Source organism: Gordonia aurantiaca (genome assembly GCF_039939235.1).
Lineage (GTDB): Bacteria > Actinomycetota > Actinomycetes > Mycobacteriales > Mycobacteriaceae > Gordonia.
Map to the genome: position 1 here is coordinate 63,372 of NZ_JBDUUF010000003.1, position 21,813 is coordinate 85,184.

Annotated in this window: 21 protein-coding genes; 4 read left to right on the forward strand and 17 right to left on the reverse strand. The window is 68.9% G+C overall.

What is annotated here, in order from left to right; genetic code table 11:
- Window position 1 precedes the first annotated feature (1 nt).
- The 9 genes from ABFT43_RS07730 to ABFT43_RS07770 form a co-directional block, all read right to left on the reverse strand.
- On the reverse strand, window positions 2-1,198 hold the full coding sequence (locus ABFT43_RS07730; protein WP_347959798.1) for an NAD(P)/FAD-dependent oxidoreductase: 1,197 nt from the start codon (window positions 1,196-1,198) through the stop codon (window positions 2-4).
- 68 nt (window positions 1,199-1,266) lie between these two features.
- A complete protein-coding gene (locus ABFT43_RS07735; RefSeq protein WP_347959799.1) occupies window positions 1,267-1,830 on the reverse strand; it encodes a hypothetical protein in 564 nt (187 codons plus the stop codon).
- The gene (locus tag ABFT43_RS07740; protein WP_347960087.1) at window positions 1,827-2,480 is read right to left on the reverse strand and encodes a hypothetical protein; all 654 of its coding nucleotides are present in this window, start codon (window positions 2,478-2,480) and stop codon (window positions 1,827-1,829) included. Before ABFT43_RS07740 ends, ABFT43_RS07735 begins: the two co-directional genes overlap by 4 nt.
- A gap of 11 nt (window positions 2,481-2,491) precedes the next feature.
- Complete coding sequence (locus ABFT43_RS07745; RefSeq protein ID WP_347959800.1) at window positions 2,492-3,001, reverse strand: hypothetical protein; 510 nt, start codon at window positions 2,999-3,001, stop codon at window positions 2,492-2,494.
- Window positions 2,998-3,585: a hypothetical protein gene (locus ABFT43_RS07750; RefSeq protein WP_347959801.1), complete on the reverse strand. Its 588-nt coding sequence runs from the start codon at window positions 3,583-3,585 to the stop codon at window positions 2,998-3,000. The genes ABFT43_RS07745 and ABFT43_RS07750 overlap by 4 nt, the downstream gene beginning before the upstream one ends.
- Window positions 3,582-4,481: an SDR family oxidoreductase gene (locus ABFT43_RS07755; protein ID WP_347959802.1), complete on the reverse strand. Its 900-nt coding sequence runs from the start codon at window positions 4,479-4,481 to the stop codon at window positions 3,582-3,584. The genes ABFT43_RS07750 and ABFT43_RS07755 overlap by 4 nt, the downstream gene beginning before the upstream one ends.
- A 109-nt stretch (window positions 4,482-4,590) precedes the next feature.
- Window positions 4,591-5,253, reverse strand: coding sequence for a TetR/AcrR family transcriptional regulator (locus tag ABFT43_RS07760; RefSeq protein WP_457590117.1), 663 nt, complete (start codon window positions 5,251-5,253; stop codon window positions 4,591-4,593).
- A 4-nt stretch (window positions 5,254-5,257) separates the two neighbouring features.
- Window positions 5,258-6,595, reverse strand: a complete 1,338-nt coding sequence (locus ABFT43_RS07765) for a cytochrome P450 (RefSeq protein WP_347959803.1) — start codon at window positions 6,593-6,595, stop codon at window positions 5,258-5,260.
- Window positions 6,596-6,735: 140 nt separating this feature from the next.
- Window positions 6,736-7,734 carry an o-succinylbenzoate synthase gene (locus ABFT43_RS07770; protein WP_347959804.1) on the reverse strand — a complete coding sequence of 333 codons (999 nt, stop codon included), beginning with the start codon at window positions 7,732-7,734 and terminating at the stop codon, window positions 6,736-6,738.
- Window positions 7,735-7,831: 97 nt separating this feature from the next.
- Between ABFT43_RS07770 and ABFT43_RS07775 the strand changes: the two genes are divergently transcribed.
- A complete protein-coding gene (locus tag ABFT43_RS07775; RefSeq protein ID WP_347959805.1) occupies window positions 7,832-8,770 on the forward strand; it encodes an oxygenase MpaB family protein in 939 nt (312 codons plus the stop codon).
- A gap of 37 nt (window positions 8,771-8,807) precedes the next feature.
- Here the strand turns inward: ABFT43_RS07775 and ABFT43_RS07780 are convergent, their stop codons facing one another.
- The 7 genes from ABFT43_RS07780 to ABFT43_RS07810 all read right to left on the reverse strand — a co-directional run bounded on the left by ABFT43_RS07780 (window position 8,808) and on the right by ABFT43_RS07810 (window position 15,923).
- Complete coding sequence (locus ABFT43_RS07780; RefSeq protein ID WP_347959806.1) at window positions 8,808-9,551, reverse strand: alpha/beta fold hydrolase; 744 nt, start codon at window positions 9,549-9,551, stop codon at window positions 8,808-8,810.
- The gene (locus ABFT43_RS07785) at window positions 9,539-9,805 is read right to left on the reverse strand and encodes a hypothetical protein (RefSeq protein WP_347959807.1); all 267 of its coding nucleotides are present in this window, start codon (window positions 9,803-9,805) and stop codon (window positions 9,539-9,541) included. Before ABFT43_RS07785 ends, ABFT43_RS07780 begins: the two co-directional genes overlap by 13 nt.
- A gap of 94 nt (window positions 9,806-9,899) precedes the next feature.
- Window positions 9,900-11,090 carry an elongation factor Tu gene (gene tuf, locus ABFT43_RS07790; protein ID WP_347959808.1) on the reverse strand — a complete coding sequence of 397 codons (1,191 nt, stop codon included), beginning with the start codon at window positions 11,088-11,090 and terminating at the stop codon, window positions 9,900-9,902.
- A gap of 114 nt (window positions 11,091-11,204) precedes the next feature.
- Complete coding sequence (gene fusA / locus ABFT43_RS07795) at window positions 11,205-13,310, reverse strand: elongation factor G (RefSeq protein WP_347959809.1); 2,106 nt, start codon at window positions 13,308-13,310, stop codon at window positions 11,205-11,207.
- Window positions 13,311-13,417: 107 nt separating this feature from the next.
- Entirely contained in the window at window positions 13,418-13,888 is a 471-nt protein-coding gene (rpsG, locus tag ABFT43_RS07800) for a 30S ribosomal protein S7 (RefSeq protein ID WP_006899326.1), read from the reverse strand.
- 5 nt (window positions 13,889-13,893) lie between these two features.
- A complete protein-coding gene (gene rpsL / locus ABFT43_RS07805; protein WP_006899325.1) occupies window positions 13,894-14,265 on the reverse strand; it encodes a 30S ribosomal protein S12 in 372 nt (123 codons plus the stop codon).
- 782 nt (window positions 14,266-15,047) lie between these two features.
- Window positions 15,048-15,923, reverse strand: a complete 876-nt coding sequence (locus tag ABFT43_RS07810; RefSeq protein ID WP_347959810.1) for an exodeoxyribonuclease III — start codon at window positions 15,921-15,923, stop codon at window positions 15,048-15,050.
- Between the two features lie 69 nt (window positions 15,924-15,992).
- On the opposite strand from ABFT43_RS07810, the gene ABFT43_RS07815 reads away from it, so the two are divergent.
- On the forward strand, window positions 15,993-17,663 hold the full coding sequence (locus tag ABFT43_RS07815) for a sigma-54-dependent Fis family transcriptional regulator (protein ID WP_347960089.1): 1,671 nt from the start codon (window positions 15,993-15,995) through the stop codon (window positions 17,661-17,663).
- Window positions 17,664-17,670: 7 nt separating this feature from the next.
- Here the strand turns inward: ABFT43_RS07815 and ABFT43_RS07820 are convergent, their stop codons facing one another.
- Window positions 17,671-18,828 carry an HPP family protein gene (locus ABFT43_RS07820; protein WP_347959811.1) on the reverse strand — a complete coding sequence of 386 codons (1,158 nt, stop codon included), beginning with the start codon at window positions 18,826-18,828 and terminating at the stop codon, window positions 17,671-17,673.
- A gap of 258 nt (window positions 18,829-19,086) precedes the next feature.
- Between ABFT43_RS07820 and ABFT43_RS07825 the strand changes: the two genes are divergently transcribed.
- Window positions 19,087-20,583, forward strand: a complete 1,497-nt coding sequence (locus ABFT43_RS07825; RefSeq protein WP_347959812.1) for an aldehyde dehydrogenase family protein — start codon at window positions 19,087-19,089, stop codon at window positions 20,581-20,583.
- Window positions 20,584-20,630: 47 nt separating this feature from the next.
- On the forward strand, window positions 20,631-21,749 hold the full coding sequence (locus tag ABFT43_RS07830; protein ID WP_347959813.1) for an NDMA-dependent alcohol dehydrogenase: 1,119 nt from the start codon (window positions 20,631-20,633) through the stop codon (window positions 21,747-21,749).
- The last annotated feature ends 64 nt before the right edge of the window (window positions 21,750-21,813 follow it).

Consider the following 21,813-nt stretch of genomic DNA (forward strand, 5'->3'; position numbering starts at 1 on the left):
CTCAGAGGAGGTCGGCGATCGGGGTCGGGGTCTGCAGCTTGGGCCTGGTCTTCATGACCGCGCCGACCTTGCCCGCACCGACGACGGCCGTCAGGATGCCGTCGCGGCTGTAGTAGGCCAGGAACTTCTTGCCGTCGTCGTCGACCACGTGGACGTCGTCATCGGCACGAGGCTCCCCCAGTACCTGGATCTTGAGGTCGAACTGGTCGCTCCAGAAATACGGGACCGCCGGGGCCACCGCGGCGCCGCCGACGATCTGGTGGGCGACCACGGACGCCTGTTCGACGGTGTGGTTCCAGTGCTCGACACGCCGCGGCGTACCGTCCGCATCGCGCCAGTTGGCGACGTCGCCGACCGCGTAGACGTTCTCGACGCCGGCGTGTCCGGTTGCGTCGCAGGAGATCCCGCCACCGACGGAACGATCGGCGAGCTCGATGCCCGACCCCTCGAGGAAGTCGGTGACCGGAATCGACCCGATGCCGACCACGACGATGTCGGCGGGCAGTTCGGTGCCGTCGTCGAGCTTCACCGATCGCACCTCGTCGTCCTCGCCCACCACGATCTCGCCGACGCCGACGCCGGTGCGGAGATCCACGCCGTTGTCGGTGTGCAGGCGCGCGACGAGTGCGCCGATCTTCTCGCCGAGGGCGACCGCCAGCGGCGTGGGCGCGGGTTCGACGAGCGCGACGCGCAGTCCGCGCGCGGTGAGGCTGGCCGCGATTTCGCACCCGATGAACCCCGCGCCCACCACGACTGCGTTCGTCGCCGAATCGATCTGCTCCCGCAGCGCGACCGCGTCGTCGTAGGTGCGGATCATGTGCACACCGGAGACACCTTCGGTCAGGCCCGGGAATGGGCGCGGGACGAGGCCGGTGGCGAGCACGAGGTGGTCGTAGGCGATGATGTCGCCGGACGCCAGGGTGACGGTCTTGTCCGCCGGGGACACACCGGTCACCGCGTTGCCGAGCCGCAGGGTGATGCCGGCATCGTCGTAGAACCCGGCGGGCTTGAGGTCGACCCGGTCGTCCTTGCCCAGCAGCACCGACTTGGACAGCGGCGGACGGTCGTAGGGCGGGTGGGCCTCGGCCCCGACCAGGGTTACCGGGTCGGTGTATCCGTTGTTGCGCAGGTTCTCCGCGACCCGGACGCCACCGAGCCCCGCCCCGACGATGACCACTCCTGCGGCCGATCCACTCATCTGCTCTCCCCTCTCACCGCGTACACCGATGCGCACGGGACGTCCGGTGACATCCCGCGTCGGGTGTCTCAGCGGGTCACGTCGCCGACCGGTTGCAGGTCGGACAACAGCCAATTCCCGTTGACCTTACGCATGAATGCCCACCTCGCGGAAGAGGTCTTCGCAACTCCTGCGTCGGCCGTTTCGCTAAAGCCTATAGGTTTCTGCCCGTCGGCGGCGGTGGCGCTCTGGTCGAGGAACACCAGCACCTTCGCGCGGTCGCCGGAGAGCTCGGACAGCCCGGCGCCGACGACCGTCGTCTTCAGCCCGATCGATGACGCCCGCGCACCCGGGAGGACCACGTCGACGCCGCGGTTGCGGTACTCGAGACGGAGCGGATCGGCCAGGAGCGCGTCGGTGGCACGACGATGCTGCGGGGGGTCGTCGGGGGCGAAGGTCATGAGCGAGGTGACCGCGGTGCCGGTGGCCTCCAGGATCGCGGTGCGCCCGGTCTCGTCGAGCCCCTGATCGGCGCGCCAGGCCCCGATCCCGGCGACCACCGCGACGAGCAGTGCCGCGACGGCGACGACGTACAGGGCGGCGACCCGGCGTCGGAGGGCGCGGCTCATCCGCGGCGGAAGGAGTTCGGTCACGACAACCTCGCCTCGGCGATCTTCCAGCCGTCACCGGCGCGTTCCATCGTCAGCAGCGCGGTGATCCGTTCGGCGGTGGCGTCGACGTCGGCCGCGCCGTCCAGCTGCGACCGTCCGCCGAGCAGCACCGGGTTGGTCGCGTCGGCGACCACCAGGACATCGGCGTCGTCCCCCTCGTCGCCGGAGGTCGGGTCGGTGACCAGTCCGGCTGAGATCACCTGTCCGACACTGGGGCCGGGCTGTCCGGCGACCTCGGCGACGAGCACGTCGCGGGCCGCCTCGATGCGCTCGTGCTGGGCTCCGGTGCTGACGGCGAGCACCGCGTCGACGTATGCCTCGGCGTCACCGGGGTCGGCGGTCAGCATGGTGACGATCGCGTCGCGCGCCGACGCCAGGACGTCACGTCGGAGGTCGGATTCGTGCTCGTACCCACGGACCCGCCACGCCGACACCGCACCCACGACCAGCAGGACGACGACGAGCGCGGCCACACCGGCCAGTGCGATCCGCAGCCGGCCGCTCCGCCGTAGCGCGCGGGCCCGGAGGGCGGGCGTCGCGGCGATGACGGCCAGGCGGGCGGCGCGTGTGGCCTCGTCGACATGAGCGCGCGCGAGCTGCACGCGCGTCGGGACCCCGTCGGTCTGATCCATGCTCTCCGGCGTCACCCGATCACCTCCGCCGCGGCGAGCCGCCACGCGTCGTCGACCCTCACGAAGCGGGCCAGCACCGACCGTCGCGTCGTGGCCGGATCACCAGTGGCCTCGGCGGCGCGCACGGTGACCGCGACCCGCAGGAGCGCCTGCCCCTCGTCGGCGTCGGCCACCACGATGCCGACCGTCTCCGGCCGCCACACGATCGAGACGGCGCCGTCGGCGGGCGGGCGCGCGAGCTGGCTGCCGTAGTTGTCGAGGAACTCGCCGGCGACCAGGCCGCGGGCCCGCGCCCGGTCCTGCTGCCAGCGACCGGCGTCGACGGAGAACACGTCGGCCACGATCGTCCCCGCGACATCGCGCAGCTGGGCGCGGGCATCCGCGTCGTCGGCTCCGGACCGCTCGGCGCGCCAGGCGAATCCGACCGCGACCAACACCGCGGCGAACACGACCGCGGCCACCGCGATCCGCAACGCGGCGGCCCGGGTGGAGATGGGCTTCTCGGTCCGGATGCCACTCATGGGAGGTACTGCACCGCCGCGAGTTTCAGCGTGCCGTCGTCGGGTTCGACGAGGACCCGCAGCCGAAAGCGTCGTGCGCGTTCCCCGTCGCCATTCGCTTCGTCTCCGTCGAAGACCACGGTAGCGGCCACGAGAACGGTTGCGGTGTCGCCCCTCCGGGCCGACACTCCGGTTCCGTCCACCGACGAGGAGGACGCCGTGCCCTGTTCCCGCACGAAGGTCGTGTAGGCGTCGGCGGACTGGGCGAACTCGTCGTGGAATGCTCCCGTGGCGCCGGCGAGGATCTTCTGGGCACGACGCGGATCGCGGTGGTCCGGCGCGATGAGCACCGAGACACGTTCGGCGGCGGCACGTTCGAAGTCGGCGTCGGTGTACGCGTCACGCGCGTCGTTCCACGCGAGGACGGCGAACACCGCGAGGGCGATGGCCACGATGGCCAGCGCGAGCGGCCTCAGCCACCGGCGTCGTGGCACCGGGCGCCGAAGTCCCGCCTCGACCTCGAGGTCGTGCAGGTCTTCGAGCGCCTCGATCAGCTCACGCCGCGCCGCCCGGGCTGCCGGAATGGTCGACGGGGTTGCGCTCACGACGACAGGCGGTTCTTCTCCTCGGTGTCGACCTGCTCCCCGCGGATGCGGCTGGAGTAGGCGGCACGGGCCTGCCGGTCCGGGTGGAGGAAGATCGAGTCGAGCTTGGTGAGCTTGCGACTGAACCGCTTCATGAACTGCGGGAACAGCGGGCTGGAGTCCGCCCAGCGCATCGAGCGGGGTGCGTAGACCCGCACGACCGGCCGCGCGATGGTGTCGACAACGATTCCCGCGACCTCGCCGGGCTCGACGGTCTGGATGAACTTGTTGGTCTGGAGGCCGGAGATGAGCGCGGTGCGGGTGAAGGTCGGGAGAACCGCGCTGACCCGGACACCCTCGGGCTCGAGTTCGGCGTTGAGCGCCTCGGAGAACTCGATGACGGCGGCCTTCGCGCCGTTGTAGATGGTCAGGCCGGGCGTCGGGATGCGGCCGGCGGTCGAGGCGATGTTGACGATGTGGCCGGTGCGGCGCCTGACCATCCGCCGTGCGGCCTCCTGCGAGCCGATGATCACGCCGAGCACGTCGATGTCGTAGGTGCGGCGGATGATCGTGTCGTCATAGGACAGGAACGGTCCGACCGGCATGATGCCCGCGTTGTTCACGAGCACGTCGATCGGGCCGAGCCGCGACTCGACCTCGGTCAGGAACGCGTCGAAGGACTCCCGCTTGGTGACGTCGACCTCGATCCCCTCGATCCCGAGGTCGGCGGCGGCCTTGCCCACCGCCTCGCCGTCGACGTCGCCGATGGCGACCTTCGCACCCGCGTCGAAGAGCTGGGTCGCGGTCTCGAAGCCGATCCCGCGTGCACCACCGGTCACCACGACGACCTTGTCGTTGAGTGCCGCCCGGACGTCCTCACGGCTCGGCGTCCGGGACAGTTTGTCGCGCAGGCTCATTGGTTCCCCCTCGGGTGTTCGGGTTTGCGGGTTGTGCGGATTGTCTTCGGGCGGGCACTCGCGTCCGTCCGGCCCGGCCGGCGTCGGGTGGCCGATCACCGGCTCGGGATCACCAGATCATCGGGGCGAGGAACTTGGCGGCGAATTCGCGGACCCGCTCGGGTTCGCTGCGCTCCGGATCGGACGGGGGCGTCTCCAGCAGCGAGATGACGAGTCGCACATGGATCTCGACGGCCTCGAGCAGGTCCTCCACCGGCATCTGCGCCCCCTCCTCACGCAGCGTGGCGGCGACCCGGTCGGTGACCATGTCGATGAACAACGACGTCATCCGCGAGGTGACGCTCTTGACCTCGGAGTCGGTGAGGACCATCCGGCTCAGCAGCGGATCGTTCTTGACCAGCTCCGCGCCGACCGCGAAGGCCTCGACGAGGGCCTCCTTGGGGCCGAGTCCCTTGACCGCTTCCTCGAGGGTGCGCATGTTGCGCTCGTAGGCGTCGTTGGCGACCGCGTAGAGCAACGCCTCCTTGTTCGGGAAGCGCCGGTACAGGGTGCTGCGGCTGACGCCGGCGCGCGCGGCGACCTCGTCGACGTTGGCGCGGCGCACACCGACCGCGGCGAACTCGGCGCCGGCGGCGGCGAGGATCGCGGCCTCCTGGTCGGCCGGGCTGGCGGTGTTGCGGACCTTGCGGTTGCCCTTGGTCCTCGTGGGGGTCTTGGCGGGGGTCTTCACTGCAGGGGGGTTCACGGCGTCCTTCACGAGTTCGTCTGCCACGCGATCACCGGTGCCGGAGGGTGACGGGGAGCTTGTCCTTGGGCACGGGCATCGCGCTGTAATCCATGGGGATCTCGTAGTCGGCGGGGACCGACCACTCGAACCCGCGCAGCAGGTGGTGCAAGATCGTCTTGATCTCCATCTGGCCAAAATACAGGCCGATGCACTTGTGCACGCCACCACCGAACGGCATCCAGGCAAACCTGTGCGACCGGTCCTCGGCCCGCTCCGGGGAGAACCTCTCCGGGTCGAACATGTCCGGGTTGGTGTAGAACTCCGGGTCCCGGTGGCTGGCCATCTGCGAGACGGTGACGATGGTGCCCTTCGGCACGTAGAAGCCCTGGAACGAGGTGTCGCGCACGGCCATGCGCGGCTGCGCCGGCACCGGCGGGCACAGCCGCAGCGACTCCTTGAGGACGAGGTCGAGCGCCATCATGCCGCCGAGGCCGTCGAAGCCGAGTTCCGGACCGAGTTCGAGCGACTCGGCGCGGACCCGTTCCTGCCACTCGGGATGCTTGGCCATGTGATAGGCCATCTGGGTCATCGTGATGGTCGACGTGTCATGCGCGGCCATCAACACGAAGATCATGTGGTTGACGACGTCTTCGTCGGAGAAGCCGTGCCCCTCTTCACTTTCGGCGTGACACAGCACGGAGAACAGGTCCGGGGTCTCGCGGGCGCGCTTCGCGGGGATGTGGGTGTGGAAGAACTCCTCGAGGACCTTGCGGGACCGCAATCCCTTCCACCAGCGGCCGCCGGGGACGGGCTTGCGCACATAGGCCACGCCCGCGCGGACGGTGTCGATGAAGGCCTTGTTGATACGGTCGGCCTCGTCCTTCGGCAGATCGAGACCGAGGAAGACCTCGAGCGCGACGTCGAGGGTGAGCGCCTTGAACTGCTCGAACAGCTTCACCCGCCCCTCCGGCAGGCCCGCCACCCGGTCGGCGATCATCGGCTGCATCTCCTGCATGTAGCCCTTGAGCGCGGTGGTGCTGAACGCCTGCTGCAGGATGTGCCGGTGATGGCGGTGCTCCTCGAAGTCGAGGAGCATGATGCCGCGGTTGAAGAACGGGCCGATGAAGTGGCTCCACGCCGGGCCGTTGGCGAACGCCCGGTCCTTGTTCATCAGGAGTTCCTGTGCCGCACGCGGATTGCCGCTCACGACCATCTGCACCCCGAAGGCGTCGAGTCCCGACACCTGCCCGAACCCAGCGAGGCGACGATCGGCGAAGGCGAACGGGTCGCGCCGCATCGACATGATCTCGAGGATGCTGTTTCGGTGCGAGCACGGCACGGGCTGCAGGTCGCTGCCTGCGGGCGGGGTCGCCAACACAGATGCCATGGACCTCTCCCTCCACTCGGCCGCGCCACCGGGGCCGGCGCCGCGATTCGCGAACCCGCCATCGGGCCGCGAATGTGACCCACGTCGCATCCTAGACCAAGTTGAGACAAATCGGCAAGATTGTTCCTAGCGGGACCCGGTCACCGCGACGCGGCCTCTTCCAGGAGTCGATGGCACCGGCGCAACCGGTCCCGCCACCATGCCTGCCGATCCTGGCCCGCGGCATGGGCGTCGAGGTCGAGATGATCGCCGGGGCCGAACCACCGCGGTTCGACGACGCCGTCGCGCATGAGGAACGACGGTCCGACGTCGGCGGTGAACAACGATCCGGTCCCGAGCCCGCAGGCGAGATCGAGGTCCGGGAGGGCGGCGGCCGCGGCGACCCCGGCAGCGATGCCGACGGCACTGTCGAGCGCGCTGGACACGACGACCCGCAGCCCGAGGCCCTCGGCGAGGTCGAGCGTCGCGCGCATCCCGCCGAGCGGCGCGACCTTGACCACCGCGACGTCGGCGGCGTCGGCCGCGACCACCCGGAACGGGTCATCGGCCTTGCGGATCGACTCGTCGGCGGCGATCGGGACATCCACCGCCCGCCGGACGGCGGCCAACTCCTCGACGGTCCGGCACGGCTGTTCGGCGTATTCGACCTCGCCGATGGCCCGGATGGCGGTGACGGCCTCGTCGACCGACCAGCCCCCGTTGGCGTCGACACGGACGCGCCCGATCACCTCGCGGGTCGCCGCGACGCGTGCGACATCGTCGTCGAGGGTCTGGCCGGGTTCGGCCACCTTGACCTTGGCCGTCCCGGCACCGGGATAACGCTTCAACAGATCGGCCACCCGGTCGGCGGGGATCGCGGGCACGGTCGCGTTGACCGGGACCGCGTCGCGCACCGCGGGCGGCGGTCCGATGCAGGCCGCCTCGATCCCGGCCCTCAGCCAGTTCGCCGCCTCCCGGTCGTCGTACTCGACAAAGGGGCCGAACTCGCCCCAGCCGGCGGGACCGGCGAACACCATCGTCTCCCGCCAGGTGAGCCCGCGGAAGCGGGTGCGCATCGGCAGCCGGACGGCCACGGCCGTGGCCAGCAGTTCCTCCACGTCGGGGAGCTCCCACCCACCGTTCGGGGCGTCGTCGCCCATCACGTCCTCCTTGTCGGCCGGATCGGTGTGAACGAGGGTTGTACGAATCGTTGGAACAACCTTCACAGTTTGTTCCAAGTGCGCTACCCTCGGCCTCATGTCAGTCAACCAGGGATTCGATACCGGTATCCGCGAGGCGGAACCGATCATCGTCGAGTACACCCCGGAGACCGCGGCCGAGATCGCCCAGCCCCGCCTCGGTGCCGATTCGCTGGTGTGGAAGTTCTACGGCGACGTCCGGGGCATCCTGGGCTTCCAGCGTCTCGCCGGCACCGAGAACTGCATCGAGCAGCTCGGCCAGGCGGTGCTCGACCACTCGGTCATCTTCAGCGACTTCCTCGGCCGTGCGAAGCGCACCGGGCCGCCGGTCATGAAGACCGTCTACAGCACCGAACCGGAGAAGTGGGGGCGGACGGTTCGCGACTTCCATCGCGACATCAAGGGCACCATCAGCGACGGCTCGCGCTACCACGCCCTGAACCCGGAGCTGTTCTACTGGGCGCACGCGACCTTTGTCGACCAGGTCCTCTACATCACCGACACCTTCATCCGCCGGCTGAGCTACGCCGAGAAGGTCCAGATCTTCGAGGAGTCCAAGACCTGGTACCGGCTCTACGGCGTCAGCGACCGCGGACAGCCGGAGACCTATGAGGAGTTCCTCGAGTACTGGGAGGACATGCTCAACCGGTTCGTCCCGCACAAGACCGTCGTCTACGCGACCGGCTACATCCGCCAGGGACTGCCGCGGCCGAAGAACATCCCCGCCCCGGTGTGGAAGGTGCTGTCGGCGCCGCTCAACGCATTCATCCGCACGGTCATCGTGGGCACGCTGCCCCAGCAGATGCGCGACGTCTGTGGCCTGGAGTGGGATGAGAAGAAGGAGAGGAACTTCCAGCGTTTCGCGGCGTTCATGCGGGCGCTCAACCCACTGTTCAACCGCCTACCGATGAAGTACCTCTACGTACCGTGGGCCTACGAGGGCTGGAAGAAGGTCGGCGTCGACCCGCGCAAGCTGCACAACAAGCCGGCGACGTAGGACCACCACGGCCTGAGGGCCCCGCACGACGCCGCCCTCAGGCCAGGAACTCCTGTACCTGTCGGACGAAGTCGTCACGCCGATCGCGGTGCACGCTGTGCCCGGCCTCGATCGTCACGAAACGCGAGTCCTTCAGCGCGTCGGCCACGGTCCGCAGGTGCCGGGGCGGCAGAAAACTGCGCTCGCCGCCGGAGATGACCATCGTCGACGCGGTGACGCGCGGGAGCTGCGCCCACCAGTCGGGCGAGCACACGTCGAACTCCGCGACGATCTCCTCGCCCATCCGCTTGTCGTACCGCACGTACGGAAAGGGATTGCGGGCGAGCGCGAGGATGCCGCGGACCCGCTCCCCGAAGGTCGACTCCATCGTGATGCTCTCGGACAGGTCCGCCTCGTCACGCGGCATCGGCGGGATCTCCTCGAGCACAAGCCGCCGGACGCGGGACGGTTCGTACATCGCCAGCCGCAGCGAGGTGTGGGCGCCGAGCGAGTGCCCGACGACGTCGGCGTGGTGGATGCCGAGGTTGTCGAGCACGTAGACGAGGTCGTCGCGGAAGTCGTCGAGCCGGTAGGGGCCGTCCGGACGCCCGCTGCGCCCGTGCCCGCGCAGGTCGACACTGACGACCGGGCGTCCCCGGCGCCGCAGTGCGGCGGCGAGGTGCCGCCAGGTCGAGTGGTCCGACGCCATCCCGTGGACGAGGACGACCGGCACATCCCGGTTCGGGTCACCGGCCACCCGGACCGCGAGGTCCGGTTCGGACCGTCGACTCAAGACACGCATGGAGACGAGACTACGATCCGCGGTGATGCGTGCCGCATCACACTGGCGCATAAGAGTTCATCGACGATCCGCTGCCGTGCACTGCGGTATCCGCCCTCGGTGAGGGCGCCGCTCGCGCGGAGGTCGTCGAGGGCGTCGAGCAGCTCGGCGACCGGCCGTACCGTGCCGCCGAAGGTCGACGATGCCACCCCCAGCCCGATGAGGACGTCGAGCGCGGTGACGCCCAGGCCGGTCCAGAACATCCACTCGGTCATCGGTGCAATCGGCTGCGGCAAAGAGAAAGGCGCCCGGCCGCTTTCGCGACCGGGCGCCTCCCGTGACTCGGAGAGTCAGTGGATCATCATTGGATCACTTGATGATCTTCGTGACTCGACCCGCACCGACGGTGCGGCCACCCTCGCGGATGGCGAAGCGCAGGCCCTCGTCCATGGCGACCGGCTGGATGAGCTTGACGCTCATCTCGGTGTTGTCGCCCGGCATGACCATCTCGGTGCCCTCGGGGAGGGTCACGACGCCGGTCACGTCCGTGGTACGGAAGTAGAACTGCGGACGGTAGTTGTTGAAGAACGGGGTGTGGCGGCCACCCTCGTCCTTCGACAGGATGTAGGCCTGGCCCTCGAACTCGGTGTGCGGGGTCGTGGTGCCCGGCTTGACGACGACCTGACCGCGCTCGACGTCCTCACGCTTGAGGCCGCGGAGCAGCAGGCCCGCGTTGTCGCCGGCCTGCGCCGAATCGAGGAGCTTGTGGAACATCTCGATACCGGTGACGGTGGTCTTCTGCGACTTCTCGCGGATGCCGACGATCTCGACTTCCTCGTTCACGTTGATCTCGCCGCGCTCCACACGACCGGTGACCACGGTGCCGCGGCCGGTGATGGTGAAGACGTCCTCGACGGGCATGAGGAACGGCTTGTCGGTCTCGCGAACCGGATCCGGGATCGACTCGTCGACGGCAGCCATGAGCTCCTCGATCGACTTGGTCCACTCGGGGTCACCCTCGAGGGCCTTGAGAGCCGAGACCTTGACGACCGGGGCCTCCTCGTCGAAGTCCTGGGCGGCCAGCAGCTCGCGGACCTCCATCTCGACGAGCTCGATGATCTCGTCGTCATCGACCATGTCGGCCTTGTTCAGGGCGACGAGGATGTAGGGCACGCCGACCTGGCGGGCCAGCAGCACGTGCTCGCGGGTCTGCGGCATCGGGCCGTCGGTGGCGGCGACCACGAGGATGGCGCCGTCCATCTGAGCCGCACCGGTGATCATGTTCTTGATGTAGTCGGCGTGGCCCGGGGCGTCGACGTGTGCGTAGTGACGCTTCTCGGTCTCGTACTCAACATGCGAGATGTTGATGGTGATACCGCGAGCCTTCTCCTCGGGAGCCTTGTCGATCTGGTCGAACGCGAAGCTCTTGTTGAGTTCCGGGTACTTGTCGTGCAGCACCTTGGTGATGGCCGCCGTCAGGGTGGTCTTGCCGTGGTCGACGTGACCGATGGTGCCGATGTTCACGTGCGGCTTGGTCCGCTCGAACTTCGCCTTCGCCACTTGATTGTCCTCCTGGACTGTGTTGTTGCTCTACTGGGCGGATCCCAGCAGGGGTTTTCAATTACGTTGGTGCGCCCGCTTGTCGGCCAGCGCGTTCGCTGTGCGAACCGGTGATTACTCGCCGGTCGCCTTCGCGATGATTTCCTTCGACACATTCGCGGGAACCTCCGCGTACGAGTCGAACACCATGGAGTAGTTAGCCCGGCCCTGGGTCTTCGACCGAAGGTCTCCGATGTAGCCGAACATCTCCGACAGCGGAACCAGTGCCCTCACGACACGGGCGCCACTGCGCTCCTCCATGGCCTGGATCTGGCCACGGCGGGAGTTCAGGTCGCCGATGACGTCACCCATGTAATCCTCGGGAGTCGTGACCTCGACGGCCATGATCGGCTCCAGGATGACCGGGTTGGCCATACGCGCAGCTTCCTTGAGGGCCTGCGCGCCGGCGATCTTGAAGGCCATCTCCGACGAGTCGACGTCGTGGTACTGACCGTCGAGCAGGGTGACCTTCAGGTTGACCAGCGGGTAACCGGCGAGGACACCGTACTGCATGGCGTCCTGGGCACCGGCATCGACCGACGGGATGTACTCGCGCGGCACGCGGCCACCGGTCACGGCGTTCTCGAACTCGTAGGTCGCGCCGTCCTCGGCGTCGACCAGCGGCTCGAGCTTGATGATGACCTTCGCGAACTGGCCGGAACCACCGGTCTGCTTCTTGTGGGTGTACTCGTGCTTCTCGACCGTCTTGCGGATGGTCTCGCGGTACGCCACCTGCGGCTTGCCGACGTTGGCCTCGACCTTGAACTCGCGACGCATGCGGTCGACGAGGATGTCGAGGTGGAGCTCGCCCATACCGCCGATGACGGTCTGGCCGGTCTCCTCGTCGAGCTGCACCGAGAAGGTCGGGTCCTCTTCGGCGAGCTTCTGGATCGCGGTGCTCAGCTTCTCCTGGTCCGACTTGGTCTTCGGCTCGATGGAGACGTTGATGACCGGGTCCGGGAAGGTCATGGACTCGAGCACGATCGGGGCGTTCGGATCACACAGGGTGTCACCGGTGGTGGTGTCCTTCAGGCCGATCATCGCGTAGATGTGGCCCGCGACCGCCTCGTCGACCGGGTTCTCCTTGTTGGCATGCATCTGGAAGAGCTTGCCGACGCGTTCCTTCTTGCCCTTGGTCGCGTTCAGCACCTGGGTGCCGGCGTCGATGCGGCCGGAGTACACGCGCACGAAGGTCAGCTTGCCGAAGTACGGGTGCGCCGCGATCTTGAACGCCAGGGCCGCGAACGGCTCGTCCGCGGACGGCTTGCGCGAGAGGATCTGCTCCTCGTCGCCCACCGCGTGGCCCTCGACCGACGGCACGTCCAGCGGGGACGGCAGGTAGTCGATGACCGCGTCCAGCATCGGCTGGACACCCTTGTTCTTGAACGCCGAGCCACACAGGACCGGGTAGAGCTCGCGGGAGACGGTCAGCTTGCGGATCGCAGCCTTGATCTCCTCGACGGTCAGCTCTTCGCCGCCGAAGTACTTCTCCATGAGTTCTTCGGACGACTCCGCCACGGTCTCGAGGAGCTGCTCGCGGTACTCCGCAGCCTTCTCGACCAGATCGGCCGGGATCTCCTCGATGGTCGGCTCGGCGCCGATCTCGACGGTGCCGCGCCAGGTGATGGCCTTCTGCTCGATCAGGTCGACGACGCCGTCGAAGTTGTCCTCGGCACCGATCGGGAGCTGCAGGACCAGCGGCTTGGCGCCGAGACGGTCCTTGATGGTCTGGACGGTGAAGTAGAAGTCCGCGCCCAGCTTGTCCATCTTGTTGACGAAGCAGATACGGGGGACCTCGTACTTCTCGGCCTGACGCCACACCTGCTCGGACTGCGGCTCGACGCCCTCCTTGCCGTCGAACACGGCGACCGCGCCGTCGAGGACGCGGAGGCTGCGCTCCACCTCGACGGTGAAGTCGACGTGGCCCGGGGTGTCGATGATGTTGATCTGGTTCTTGTTCCAGAAGCAGGTCACGGCCGCGGAGGTGATGGTGATACCACGCTCCTTCTCCTGCTCCATCCAGTCGGTGGTCGAGGCACCGTCGTGGGTTTCACCGATCTTGTAGTTGACGCCGGTGTAGAAGAGGATTCGCTCGGTCGTGGTGGTCTTGCCGGCATCGATGTGCGCCATGATGCCGATGTTGCGCACCTTCTTCAGGTCGCTGAGCACTTCCTGTGCCACTTAATCGCCTCGCATTTTCGCTAGAGCTGTTGGGTCTGGGATTGTTCCGGCCGCGGAGACCGGGGTTGTGAGGTGAACTCGCCGACGGCCTCCGCGGCCGGCAAGTGTCACCAGCGGTAGTGCGCGAACGCCCGGTTGGCCTCGGCCATCTTGTGGGTGTCCTCGCGACGCTTCACCGAAGCACCGAGGCCGTTCGAGGCGTCGAGGAGCTCGTTGGCCAGACGCTCGACCATCGTCTTCTCACGACGCTGACGGCTGAAGGTGACGAGCCAGCGGAGCGCGAGCGTGTTGGCGCGGCCCGGCTTGACCTCGATCGGCACCTGGTAGGTCGCGCCACCGACGCGACGGCTCTTGACCTCGAGGGTGGGCTTGACGTTGTCGAGCGCACGCTTGAGGGTCACGACCGGGTCGGTGCCGGTCTTCTCGCGGGCCTGCTCGAGCGCGCCGTAGACGATGCGCTCGGCGGTCGACTTCTTGCCGTCCAGCAGGACCTTGTTCACCAGCTGGGTGACCAGCGGCGAACCGTAGACGGGGTCGTTGATCAGGGGGCGCTTGGGCGCGGGTCCTTTACGTGGCATTTCTGTCAGCTCCCCTTCTTCGCGCCGTAACGGCTGCGGGCCTGCTTGCGGTCCTTGACACCCTGGGTGTCGAGCGAGCCGCGGATGATCTTGTAGCGCACACCGGGCAGGTCCTTCACACGACCGCCGCGGACGAGCACCATCGAGTGCTCCTGCAGGTTGTGGCCTTCACCCGGGATGTAGGCGGTGACCTCCACCGAGCTGGTCAGGCGCACGCGGGCGACCTTGCGCAGCGCGGAGTTCGGCTTCTTCGGGGTGGTGGTGTACACGCGGGTGCACACGCCGCGACGCTGCGGGCTTCCCTTGAGGGCCGCGGTCTTGGTCTTCGCAGCCTTGTCGTGACGGCCCTTGCGGACCAGCTGATTGATGGTTGGCACTAGGTGTTCATTCCCTCTTCTTGTCGGTTGTGGTTGGTGCTCCGGGCAAGTCCGTCCGGATCTCCGGCGGTGAAACCGGTCCGTTTCGGGCTTCCACAACTCGCCCCACCAGCGCGTTCACGCTGGTCAGTACAAATTCGCTACCCCGAGGTCGGGCGTGTCATACACTCGACAGCGGATTCGCTTTGTCAGCCCGCGCCGCCGTCCTGCCGTGGATCGCCGGACCTGGTGGACCGGTCGTGAACCGTTGGCCGGGCATGCGGACTGGCCCGGCATGGGCCGGGCACCGACGATCCACTGTACCGATCGGGTTTGCACAGGTCAAAAAACGGATCCTCTGCGCGACCTGCAGGTCAGCAGGTCGTGTGCACATGGGTCCGGCGACGCTGGGAACTGGCATTACCTCACCCATGCTGACACCGACCCACCCGCTGCGTCGAGGGTTCGGCGAAGCCGTTACCGAGCTGCTCCCCGGACACCGGCCGAAGGGCCCCTCACCTGCGCCGTCAGCGCCGCGTAGCGGATGTCGGGGTCGCGCCGTCGTCCCGTCGGCGAGTACCGGCCGCCGAGCCGTCGGTCGACGACCGTCGCCGGCTGCTCGGTGCCCCGCTCCGCCCAGCGTGGTGAGCATCACCCGCGTCGCGCCGCCGATAGACGCCCTCCCCCGCTTCGGGACAGACCTCGACCGTCGGCGTCGGAGAGACAGAGATGACCGGAGAGATGAGGCCGGCGCCCGAGACCGGTCGCCTTTCCACCGGCACACGTCGCCATTTCCGGGGCCGTCACTCCGGGGTCTGCGGCAGCCTCACCTTCGCCGCCCCGGGCCTGGCCGGGTTCGACGGCGGCGGCACCACCGGGCCGATGTCGCCGTCGGGCGCCTCGTCGAGGTCGACGATGACCGGCGCGTGGTCGCTGGGCTTGCTGCCCTTGCGTGCCTTGCGGTCGACCCAGGCCGCCTCGACACGGCCGGCGGCCTGCTCACCGGCGAGGATGAGGTCGATACGCATGCCGAGGTCCTTGTGGAACATGCCGGCGCGGTAGTCCCAGTAGCTGAAGACCCGCTCGTCCGGCCACCGGTCGCGTACGACGTCGCGCAAGCCGAGCGACTCGAACCGGGACAGCGCCGCGCGTTCCGGCGGGGTGACATGGGTGTGCCCGGCGAAGGCCTCAGGGTCGAAGACGTCGGCGTCGGCGGGCGCGATGTTCATGTCGCCGCACAGCAGCGTCGTCGACGGGTCGGCGACCGCGCGGGCGAGGGCGTCGAGCCATTCGAGCTTGTAGTGGTAGTGGTCCGAGTCGGGAGTGCGGCCGTTCGGGACGTACAGGGAGTAGACGCGCAGGCCGCCGCAGACCGCCGACACCGCACGCGCCTCGAGGGTCTCCGGATCGGGATAGCCGGGCATCCCCTCGAAACCGACCTGCACGTCGTCGAGCCCCGCCCGCGACAGCAGCGCGACGCCGTTCCACTGTCCTTGGCCGACGTGCGCGACCTGGTAACCGCGCTCGGCGAGGTCGGCGCCGAGCGCATCGTGGAAGGCGGCGTCGGAGAGCTTGGTCTCCTGCAGGCAGACGACGTCGGGGCGACGTTCGTCGAGCCAGGGCAGCAGACGAGGAATCCGCTGTTTCACCGAGTTCACGTTCCAGGTCGCCACGCGCATGCGCCCACCGTAGTACGACACGCCGACCCCCTCGGACGGTGACTTCGGACCCTTTCATTCGTCGGTGATCTGTGCCACGTTGGTGTCATCGACACTCTCTCACCGCGTTCCGATCGAACTCCACGGCGGCAGGTCATCGAGCACTCGTGGAAGCGGTCGGCCATGTCCGGGGTGCGGCCCGACGACGCCGTCCCCGACCGAGTCCACGACATCGATTCCGCCGATCCGCTGCTCGACGCGGCGCGCCCTGTTCTCGACGACGCCGCGGCCCGGCTCGCCGACACCGACGTGTCGTTGCTGCTCGTCGACCATGAGTGCCGCATGGTCTCGCGCGTCGCCTTCGGGACCGCGGTCGAGCGCCGGCTCGACGCGATCGGGGTCGCGCCCGGCGTGCCGCTCGGCGAGGACGTCGTCGGCACCACGGCGTTGGGCACCCCCGCCGAGATCCGCGGCGGGGTCGTCGTCAACAGCAGCGAGCACTACCTGGAACAGCTGCGCTCGATCAGCTGCTATGGGCGGCCGATCATCCACCCGGCGACCCGTCGCCTGGCCGGGATCATCTGCATGTCGGAGATCGCCGAGCGGATCAATCCCCTCGCGGTGCCGCTCGTCGACGGGATCGTCACCGACATCGCCGATCGGCTGCTCGACCGGTCCCGGGCGCACCAGCGTCGCGTTCTCGACGCCTTCCAGCGGGCGGCGCCCCGACGCGACATCGCGGTGGCCGCGATCGGTGACGACCTGCAGCTCACCAATGCCCTCGCCGCGGAGCTGCTGTCCCCCACCGACATCGGCGCCTTGCGCGCCCTCGCCACCGATCCGGCGCTGCGGGCCACGACCCTGCCGCTGACGCTGGTGTCGGGTATGGAGGTGGAGGTCAACGTCGAACCGGTCGCCGGCACCCGTGGCGCGGCGCTCTTCCGCTTCCGGCCCGTGGCCCCGCCGTCGACTCCGCGGCCGACGGACGTGCGGGTGCCGTCCCCGACGAGCATCGCGGTGTCGGGCGAACCGGGGACCGGGCGCACCACGCTGGCGCGCGGGTTCGCCGCCGACGCGGTGCCGGGTGTGAGCCCTGCCCACCTCGATGTCGCCGACGAGCTGATCGCGGGCCGGACGCCTGACGTCGCGGCGGCGCTCGCGCAGGCCCGGTCGGCAGGGATACCACTGATCGTCGACGGCGTGGACCTGCTCGACGACCGGTCCCTCGCCCTGCTCACGCGGGCCACCGTGTCGGCGCCGGCGTCGTCGCCGCTCATCGTCGTGAGCGGGCCGCGCGCCCAGGCGGGCCCTGCGGTCGCCGCGCTGCTGAGCCGTTGCGCCACCCGGGTCGACCCGCCCCCGCTGCGGCATCGGACCTCGGAGCTGGCCGCGATCGCGAGCGCCGTGCTCGCCGACATCGACCCCGACCTGACGCTGTCGGGATCGGCGACCGACGCGCTCCTCAGCCAGGACTGGCCGGGCAACCTCACCGAGCTCATCGCGGTCCTGCGGGAGGCGGCCTCCGCCTGCCGCACCCGGATGTCACGGGTGGTCGAGACCGCCGATCTGCCGGCCGATCACCGCACCACGACGCGGGCGGCCCACCTGTCGGGACGGGAGCAGGCCGAACGCGCCGCGATCGTCGATGCGCTCGAACGGTCCGGAGGCAACAAGGTCCGGGCCGCACGGGACCTCGGGATCAGCCGCACCACGCTGTACGCGCGGATGCGGGCGCTGGGGATCCAGACCCCGGGCACCTAGCCGGGCGTCAGTCGACGAGCGGATCGGCGACGGCCTGCCGGGCGAGCGCGGCGATGAGGTCGGTCTGGGTGACGATGCCGACCAGCACGTCGCCGTCGAGCACCGGCACGGCGTCGCAGCCGCTGTCGGCGAGCATCGGCAGCAGCGCGGCGACCGGTGCGTCCGGAGCCGCGATCGGCAGCGTCGTGGCCATGACGTCGACCGCGGTCAGCGAACTGCCGTCACGCCGGAACAGGCGTCCGAACACCCGGTCCGATCCTCGGCGGGCACCTCCGTCCCGCAGGCGCGAGACCAGATGGATCTGGAACACCACACCCAGGAACCGTCCGTCGTCGGTCACGACGGGCAGTGAGGTGAACCGGTGGGTGTCGAACATCCGGGCCAGGTCGCCCACCGTCGATCCCGGTCCGACGGTGACCAGGTCCTCGGACATGATGTCGCCGGCGACGAGGGGACCGGCGCGATGACCGGCGGCCTGCAGTTCCGCGGCGCCGACCAGTCGCGCGAGGTCCGCGACGCCGAGGTTGAGCGACTGCCCGTAGCGGTCGAGGATGTCGACCAGCTCGCCCTCGTCCAGCCCGATCCGGCTGCCGGCCGAGGGTGTGTCCTCGAACCGCCGGTAGGGGTACCTGCGGCCGGTGAGGCGCGCGTAGACGACGGCCAGCACCACGAGGGCGATCGTCCCGACGGCCACCGGTTCGAGGGCGAACCGGAACCCCAGCTCACGGACCATGCCGGGGCTCAGGGCCGCGGACATCGCCACCGCGCCGCCGGGTGGATGGACTGCGCGGCAGGCCACCATCGCCAGGAAGGCCGCCCCGACGGCCACCGGGGCGGCGACCTGAACGGGCAGTCCGATCGAGCTGACCGCGACGCCGACGAGCGCGGACACGGTGTTCCCGACGACGGCCGACCACGGCTGTGCGAGCGGGCTGTTCGGCGCTCCGAAGAGCAGGATGGCCGAGGCGCCGAACGGCGCGATCAGGAAGAGACCGGTGTGCACGTCGACCGACGACGACCACAGCACCACGGCGAGGATTCCGACGCCGACGGTCGCGCCGAGACCGGCCCGCAGGGCTTCTCTGGGCTGCGTCGCGGCGGCCACCGGGCCGAGCGAGCGCAGGACCCGGCGCAGCCCGGAGAACGTGGACGCAGGCGCTGTCATCGGTCACCTTCCTGCGTCCATGGGGTTCCGGCGGCAGGCGCCACCACCGGAAGAGGCTAGCCGCGCCGTCGACGGCCACCGCCCGCACCCTCGCCTCCGCCCCTTCCCTGTACAGCTGCGGTGTTCAGTTTCTGGACACGGCGACGCCGGAGATCGGTGGGAGAAATGAGTCAGGTCACACCTATGACCCAGATCACCCCTGGCCCCGGACCGGTGCCGGCCCGGCGGGTGGTCTACCACGTCGAGATGGAGGTTCCCATGACCGCAGTCGCCACCGAACTGCTGCCGAGAGTCCGCGACTTCATCGCCCGCGACCGTCCGATGCTGATCGGCGGAGAGTGGGTCGACTCGGCGTCGGGCCGCACCTTCGAGACCATCGATCCGGCCACCGCCCGCCCGATCACCTCGGTCGCGCACGGCGACACCACCGACGTCGATCGCGCGGTCCGCGCCGCACGCGAGGCCTTCGACAACGGTCCGTGGACCCGGATGAAGCCGAACGAGCGGGAGCGGCTGCTGTGGCGGGTGGGCGACCTCCTCACCGAACGCGCCGAGGAGTTCGGTCAGCTCGAGGCCCTCGACAACGGCAAGGCCGCGACCATCGCGACCGCGGTCGACGTCGCGTGGTCGGCCGACATCTTCCGCTACAACGCGGGCCTGGCCACCAAGATCACCGGTACCACCGTCGACGTGTCGATGCCATTCGTGCCCGGCGGCGAGTTCCACGCGTACACGCTGCGCGAACCGGTCGGCGTGTGCGGCCTGATCGTGCCGTGGAACTTCCCGCTGCTGATGGCGGCCTTCAAACTCGCCCCCGCGCTGGCCGCCGGAAACACCGTGATCCTCAAGCCGGCCGAACAGACGCCGCTCACCGCGCTGCTGCTCGGGGAGATCTTCTGCGAGGCCGGGTTCCCGCCCGGCGTGGTCAACATCGTCACCGGCTTCGGCGACGCGGGTGCGGCGCTGTCCGCGCACGACGACGTCGACAAGATCGCCTTCACCGGCTCCACCGAGGTGGGCAAGAAAATCGTCGACGCCGCGAAGGGCAACCTCAAGAAGGTGTCGCTCGAGTTGGGCGGCAAGAGCCCCAACATCGTGTTCGCCGACGCCGACTTCGAGAAGGCGGTCGCCGGTTCGGTCGCGGCATGGATGTTCAACCACGGCCAGTGCTGCGTCGCCGGCACCCGACTCTTCGTCGAACGCCCGATCTTCGACGACTTCACCGCGGCGGTCGCGGAGGCCGCGTCGAAGGCGAAGATCGGGCCGGGTCTCGACCCCGCCACCGAACTCGGCCCGCTGGTCAGCCAGGAACAGTTCGACCGCGTCTCGGGCTACCTGGCCGCCGGCCTCGCCGACGGGGCACGCGCACTGACCGGCGGAAGACGCTGGGGCGACGAGGGGTTCTTCATCGAGCCGACCGTCTTCGTCGACGTCGAGCCCGACTTCTCCATCGTCCGCGAGGAGATCTTCGGTCCGGTCGTCGCGGCCATGCCCTTCGACGCCGACGCCGGGGTCGCGGCCGCCGCCAACGACTCGATCTACGGCCTCGCCGCCGGGATCTGGACCAGCGACCTGTCCAAGGCCCACCGCACGGCCCGCGCGCTCAAGGCCGGTTCGGTCTGGGTGAACCAGTACAACGGCTTCGACACCGCGATGCCCTTCGGCGGCTTCAAGCAGTCCGGCTGGGGCCGTGAACTCGGTTCGGCCGCAATCGATCTGTACACCGAGACCAAGGCCGTCAACATCCAGCTCTGATCTCTCCCCTCCCCCGAGATTCCCCCGCAAGTGCAGAGGAGCACATGATGACACTCACCACCAAGGCCGCCGTACTCACCGGACCCGGGAAGCCCTTCGAGATCGTCGAACTCGATCTCGACGAACCCCGTGAGGGCGAGGTCCTGATCAAGTACGTCGCCGCCGGGCTCTGCCACTCCGACCTCCACCTCACCGACGGCGACCTACCGCCCCGCTATCCCATCGTGGGAGGCCACGAGGGTTCGGGCATCATCGAGGCCGTCGGCCCGGGGGTCACGAAGGTGAAGCCGGGCGATCATGTCGTGTGCAGCTTCATCCCCAACTGCGGTACCTGCCGCTACTGTTCGACGGGCCGGCAGAACCTGTGCGACATGGGCGCCACCATCCTCGAGGGATCGATGCCGGACGGCACCTTCCGGTTCCATTCCGGCAAGGATGATTTCGGCGCCATGTGCATGCTCGGCACGTTCTCCGAGCGCGCCACCATCTCCCAGCACTCGGTGGTGAAGGTCGACGACTGGCTGCCGTTGGACAAGGCCGTGCTGGTGGGCTGCGGTGTGCCGTCGGGCTGGGGCACCTCGGTCTACGCCGGTGGTGTGCGGGCCGGTGACACCGTCGTGATCTACGGCATCGGCGGACTCGGCATCAACGCCGTCCAGGGCGCGGTGTCGGCGGGCGCCAAGTACGTCGTCGTCGTCGACCCGGTCGACATGAAGCGCGAGGCAGCCCTGAAATTCGGTGCGACGCATGCCTTCGCCGATCCCGCGGAGGCCGCGGCCAAGGTCAACGAGCTGACCTGGGGGCAGGGCGCCGATCAGGCCCTCATCCTGGTCGGCACGGTCGACGAGGAGGTGGTGTCGAACGCGACCGCGGTCATCGGCAAGGGCGGCACCGTGGTCATCACCGGTCTCGCCGACCCGGCCAAGTTGACCGTGCACGTGTCCGGCTGTGACCTGACGCTCAACCAGAAGACGATCAAGGGCAGCCTGTTCGGCTCGGCCAACCCGCAGTACGACATCGTCAAGTTGCTGCGTCTGTACGACCAGGGCCAGCTCAAGCTCGACGAGCTGATCACCACCACCTACACCCTCGACCAGGTGAACGAGGGCTACCAGGACCTGCGCGACGGAAAGAACCTGCGCGGCGTCATCATCCACGACAGCTGAGCGACCCTCGCCATCTCGCTGCTGTTGTCCGCCGGCGGCTCGCCGGGAGGTCTCACCTCTCGGT

Bases quoted from the DNA above. Each gene is read 5' to 3' on its own strand.
- ABFT43_RS07775 (WP_347959805.1), top strand. From the start codon at position 7,832: ATGTCAGTCAACCAGGGATTCGATACCGGTATCCGCGAGGCGGAACCG.
- ABFT43_RS07755 (WP_347959802.1), bottom strand. From the start codon at position 4,481: ATGAGCCTGCGCGACAAACTGTCCCGGACGCCGAGCCGTGAGGACGTC.
- ABFT43_RS07765 (WP_347959803.1), bottom strand. From the start codon at position 6,595: ATGGCATCTGTGTTGGCGACCCCGCCCGCAGGCAGCGACCTGCAGCCC.
- ABFT43_RS07810 (WP_347959810.1), bottom strand. From the start codon at position 15,923: ATGCGCGTGGCGACCTGGAACGTGAACTCGGTGAAACAGCGGATTCCT.
- ABFT43_RS07780 (WP_347959806.1), bottom strand. From the start codon at position 9,551: ATGCGTGTCTTGAGTCGACGGTCCGAACCGGACCTCGCGGTCCGGGTG.
- ABFT43_RS07825 (WP_347959812.1), top strand. From the start codon at position 19,087: ATGACCGCAGTCGCCACCGAACTGCTGCCGAGAGTCCGCGACTTCATC.
- rpsG (WP_006899326.1), bottom strand. From the start codon at position 13,888: ATGCCACGTAAAGGACCCGCGCCCAAGCGCCCCCTGATCAACGACCCC.
- ABFT43_RS07770 (WP_347959804.1), bottom strand. From the start codon at position 7,734: ATGGGCGACGACGCCCCGAACGGTGGGTGGGAGCTCCCCGACGTGGAG.
- ABFT43_RS07745 (WP_347959800.1), bottom strand. From the start codon at position 3,001: ATGAGTGGCATCCGGACCGAGAAGCCCATCTCCACCCGGGCCGCCGCG.
- ABFT43_RS07820 (WP_347959811.1), bottom strand. From the start codon at position 18,828: ATGACAGCGCCTGCGTCCACGTTCTCCGGGCTGCGCCGGGTCCTGCGC.
- ABFT43_RS07740 (WP_347960087.1), bottom strand. From the start codon at position 2,480: ATGGATCAGACCGACGGGGTCCCGACGCGCGTGCAGCTCGCGCGCGCT.
- ABFT43_RS07785 (WP_347959807.1), bottom strand. From the start codon at position 9,805: ATGACCGAGTGGATGTTCTGGACCGGCCTGGGCGTCACCGCGCTCGAC.
- ABFT43_RS07830 (WP_347959813.1), top strand. From the start codon at position 20,631: ATGACACTCACCACCAAGGCCGCCGTACTCACCGGACCCGGGAAGCCC.
- ABFT43_RS07730 (WP_347959798.1), bottom strand. From the start codon at position 1,198: ATGAGTGGATCGGCCGCAGGAGTGGTCATCGTCGGGGCGGGGCTCGGT.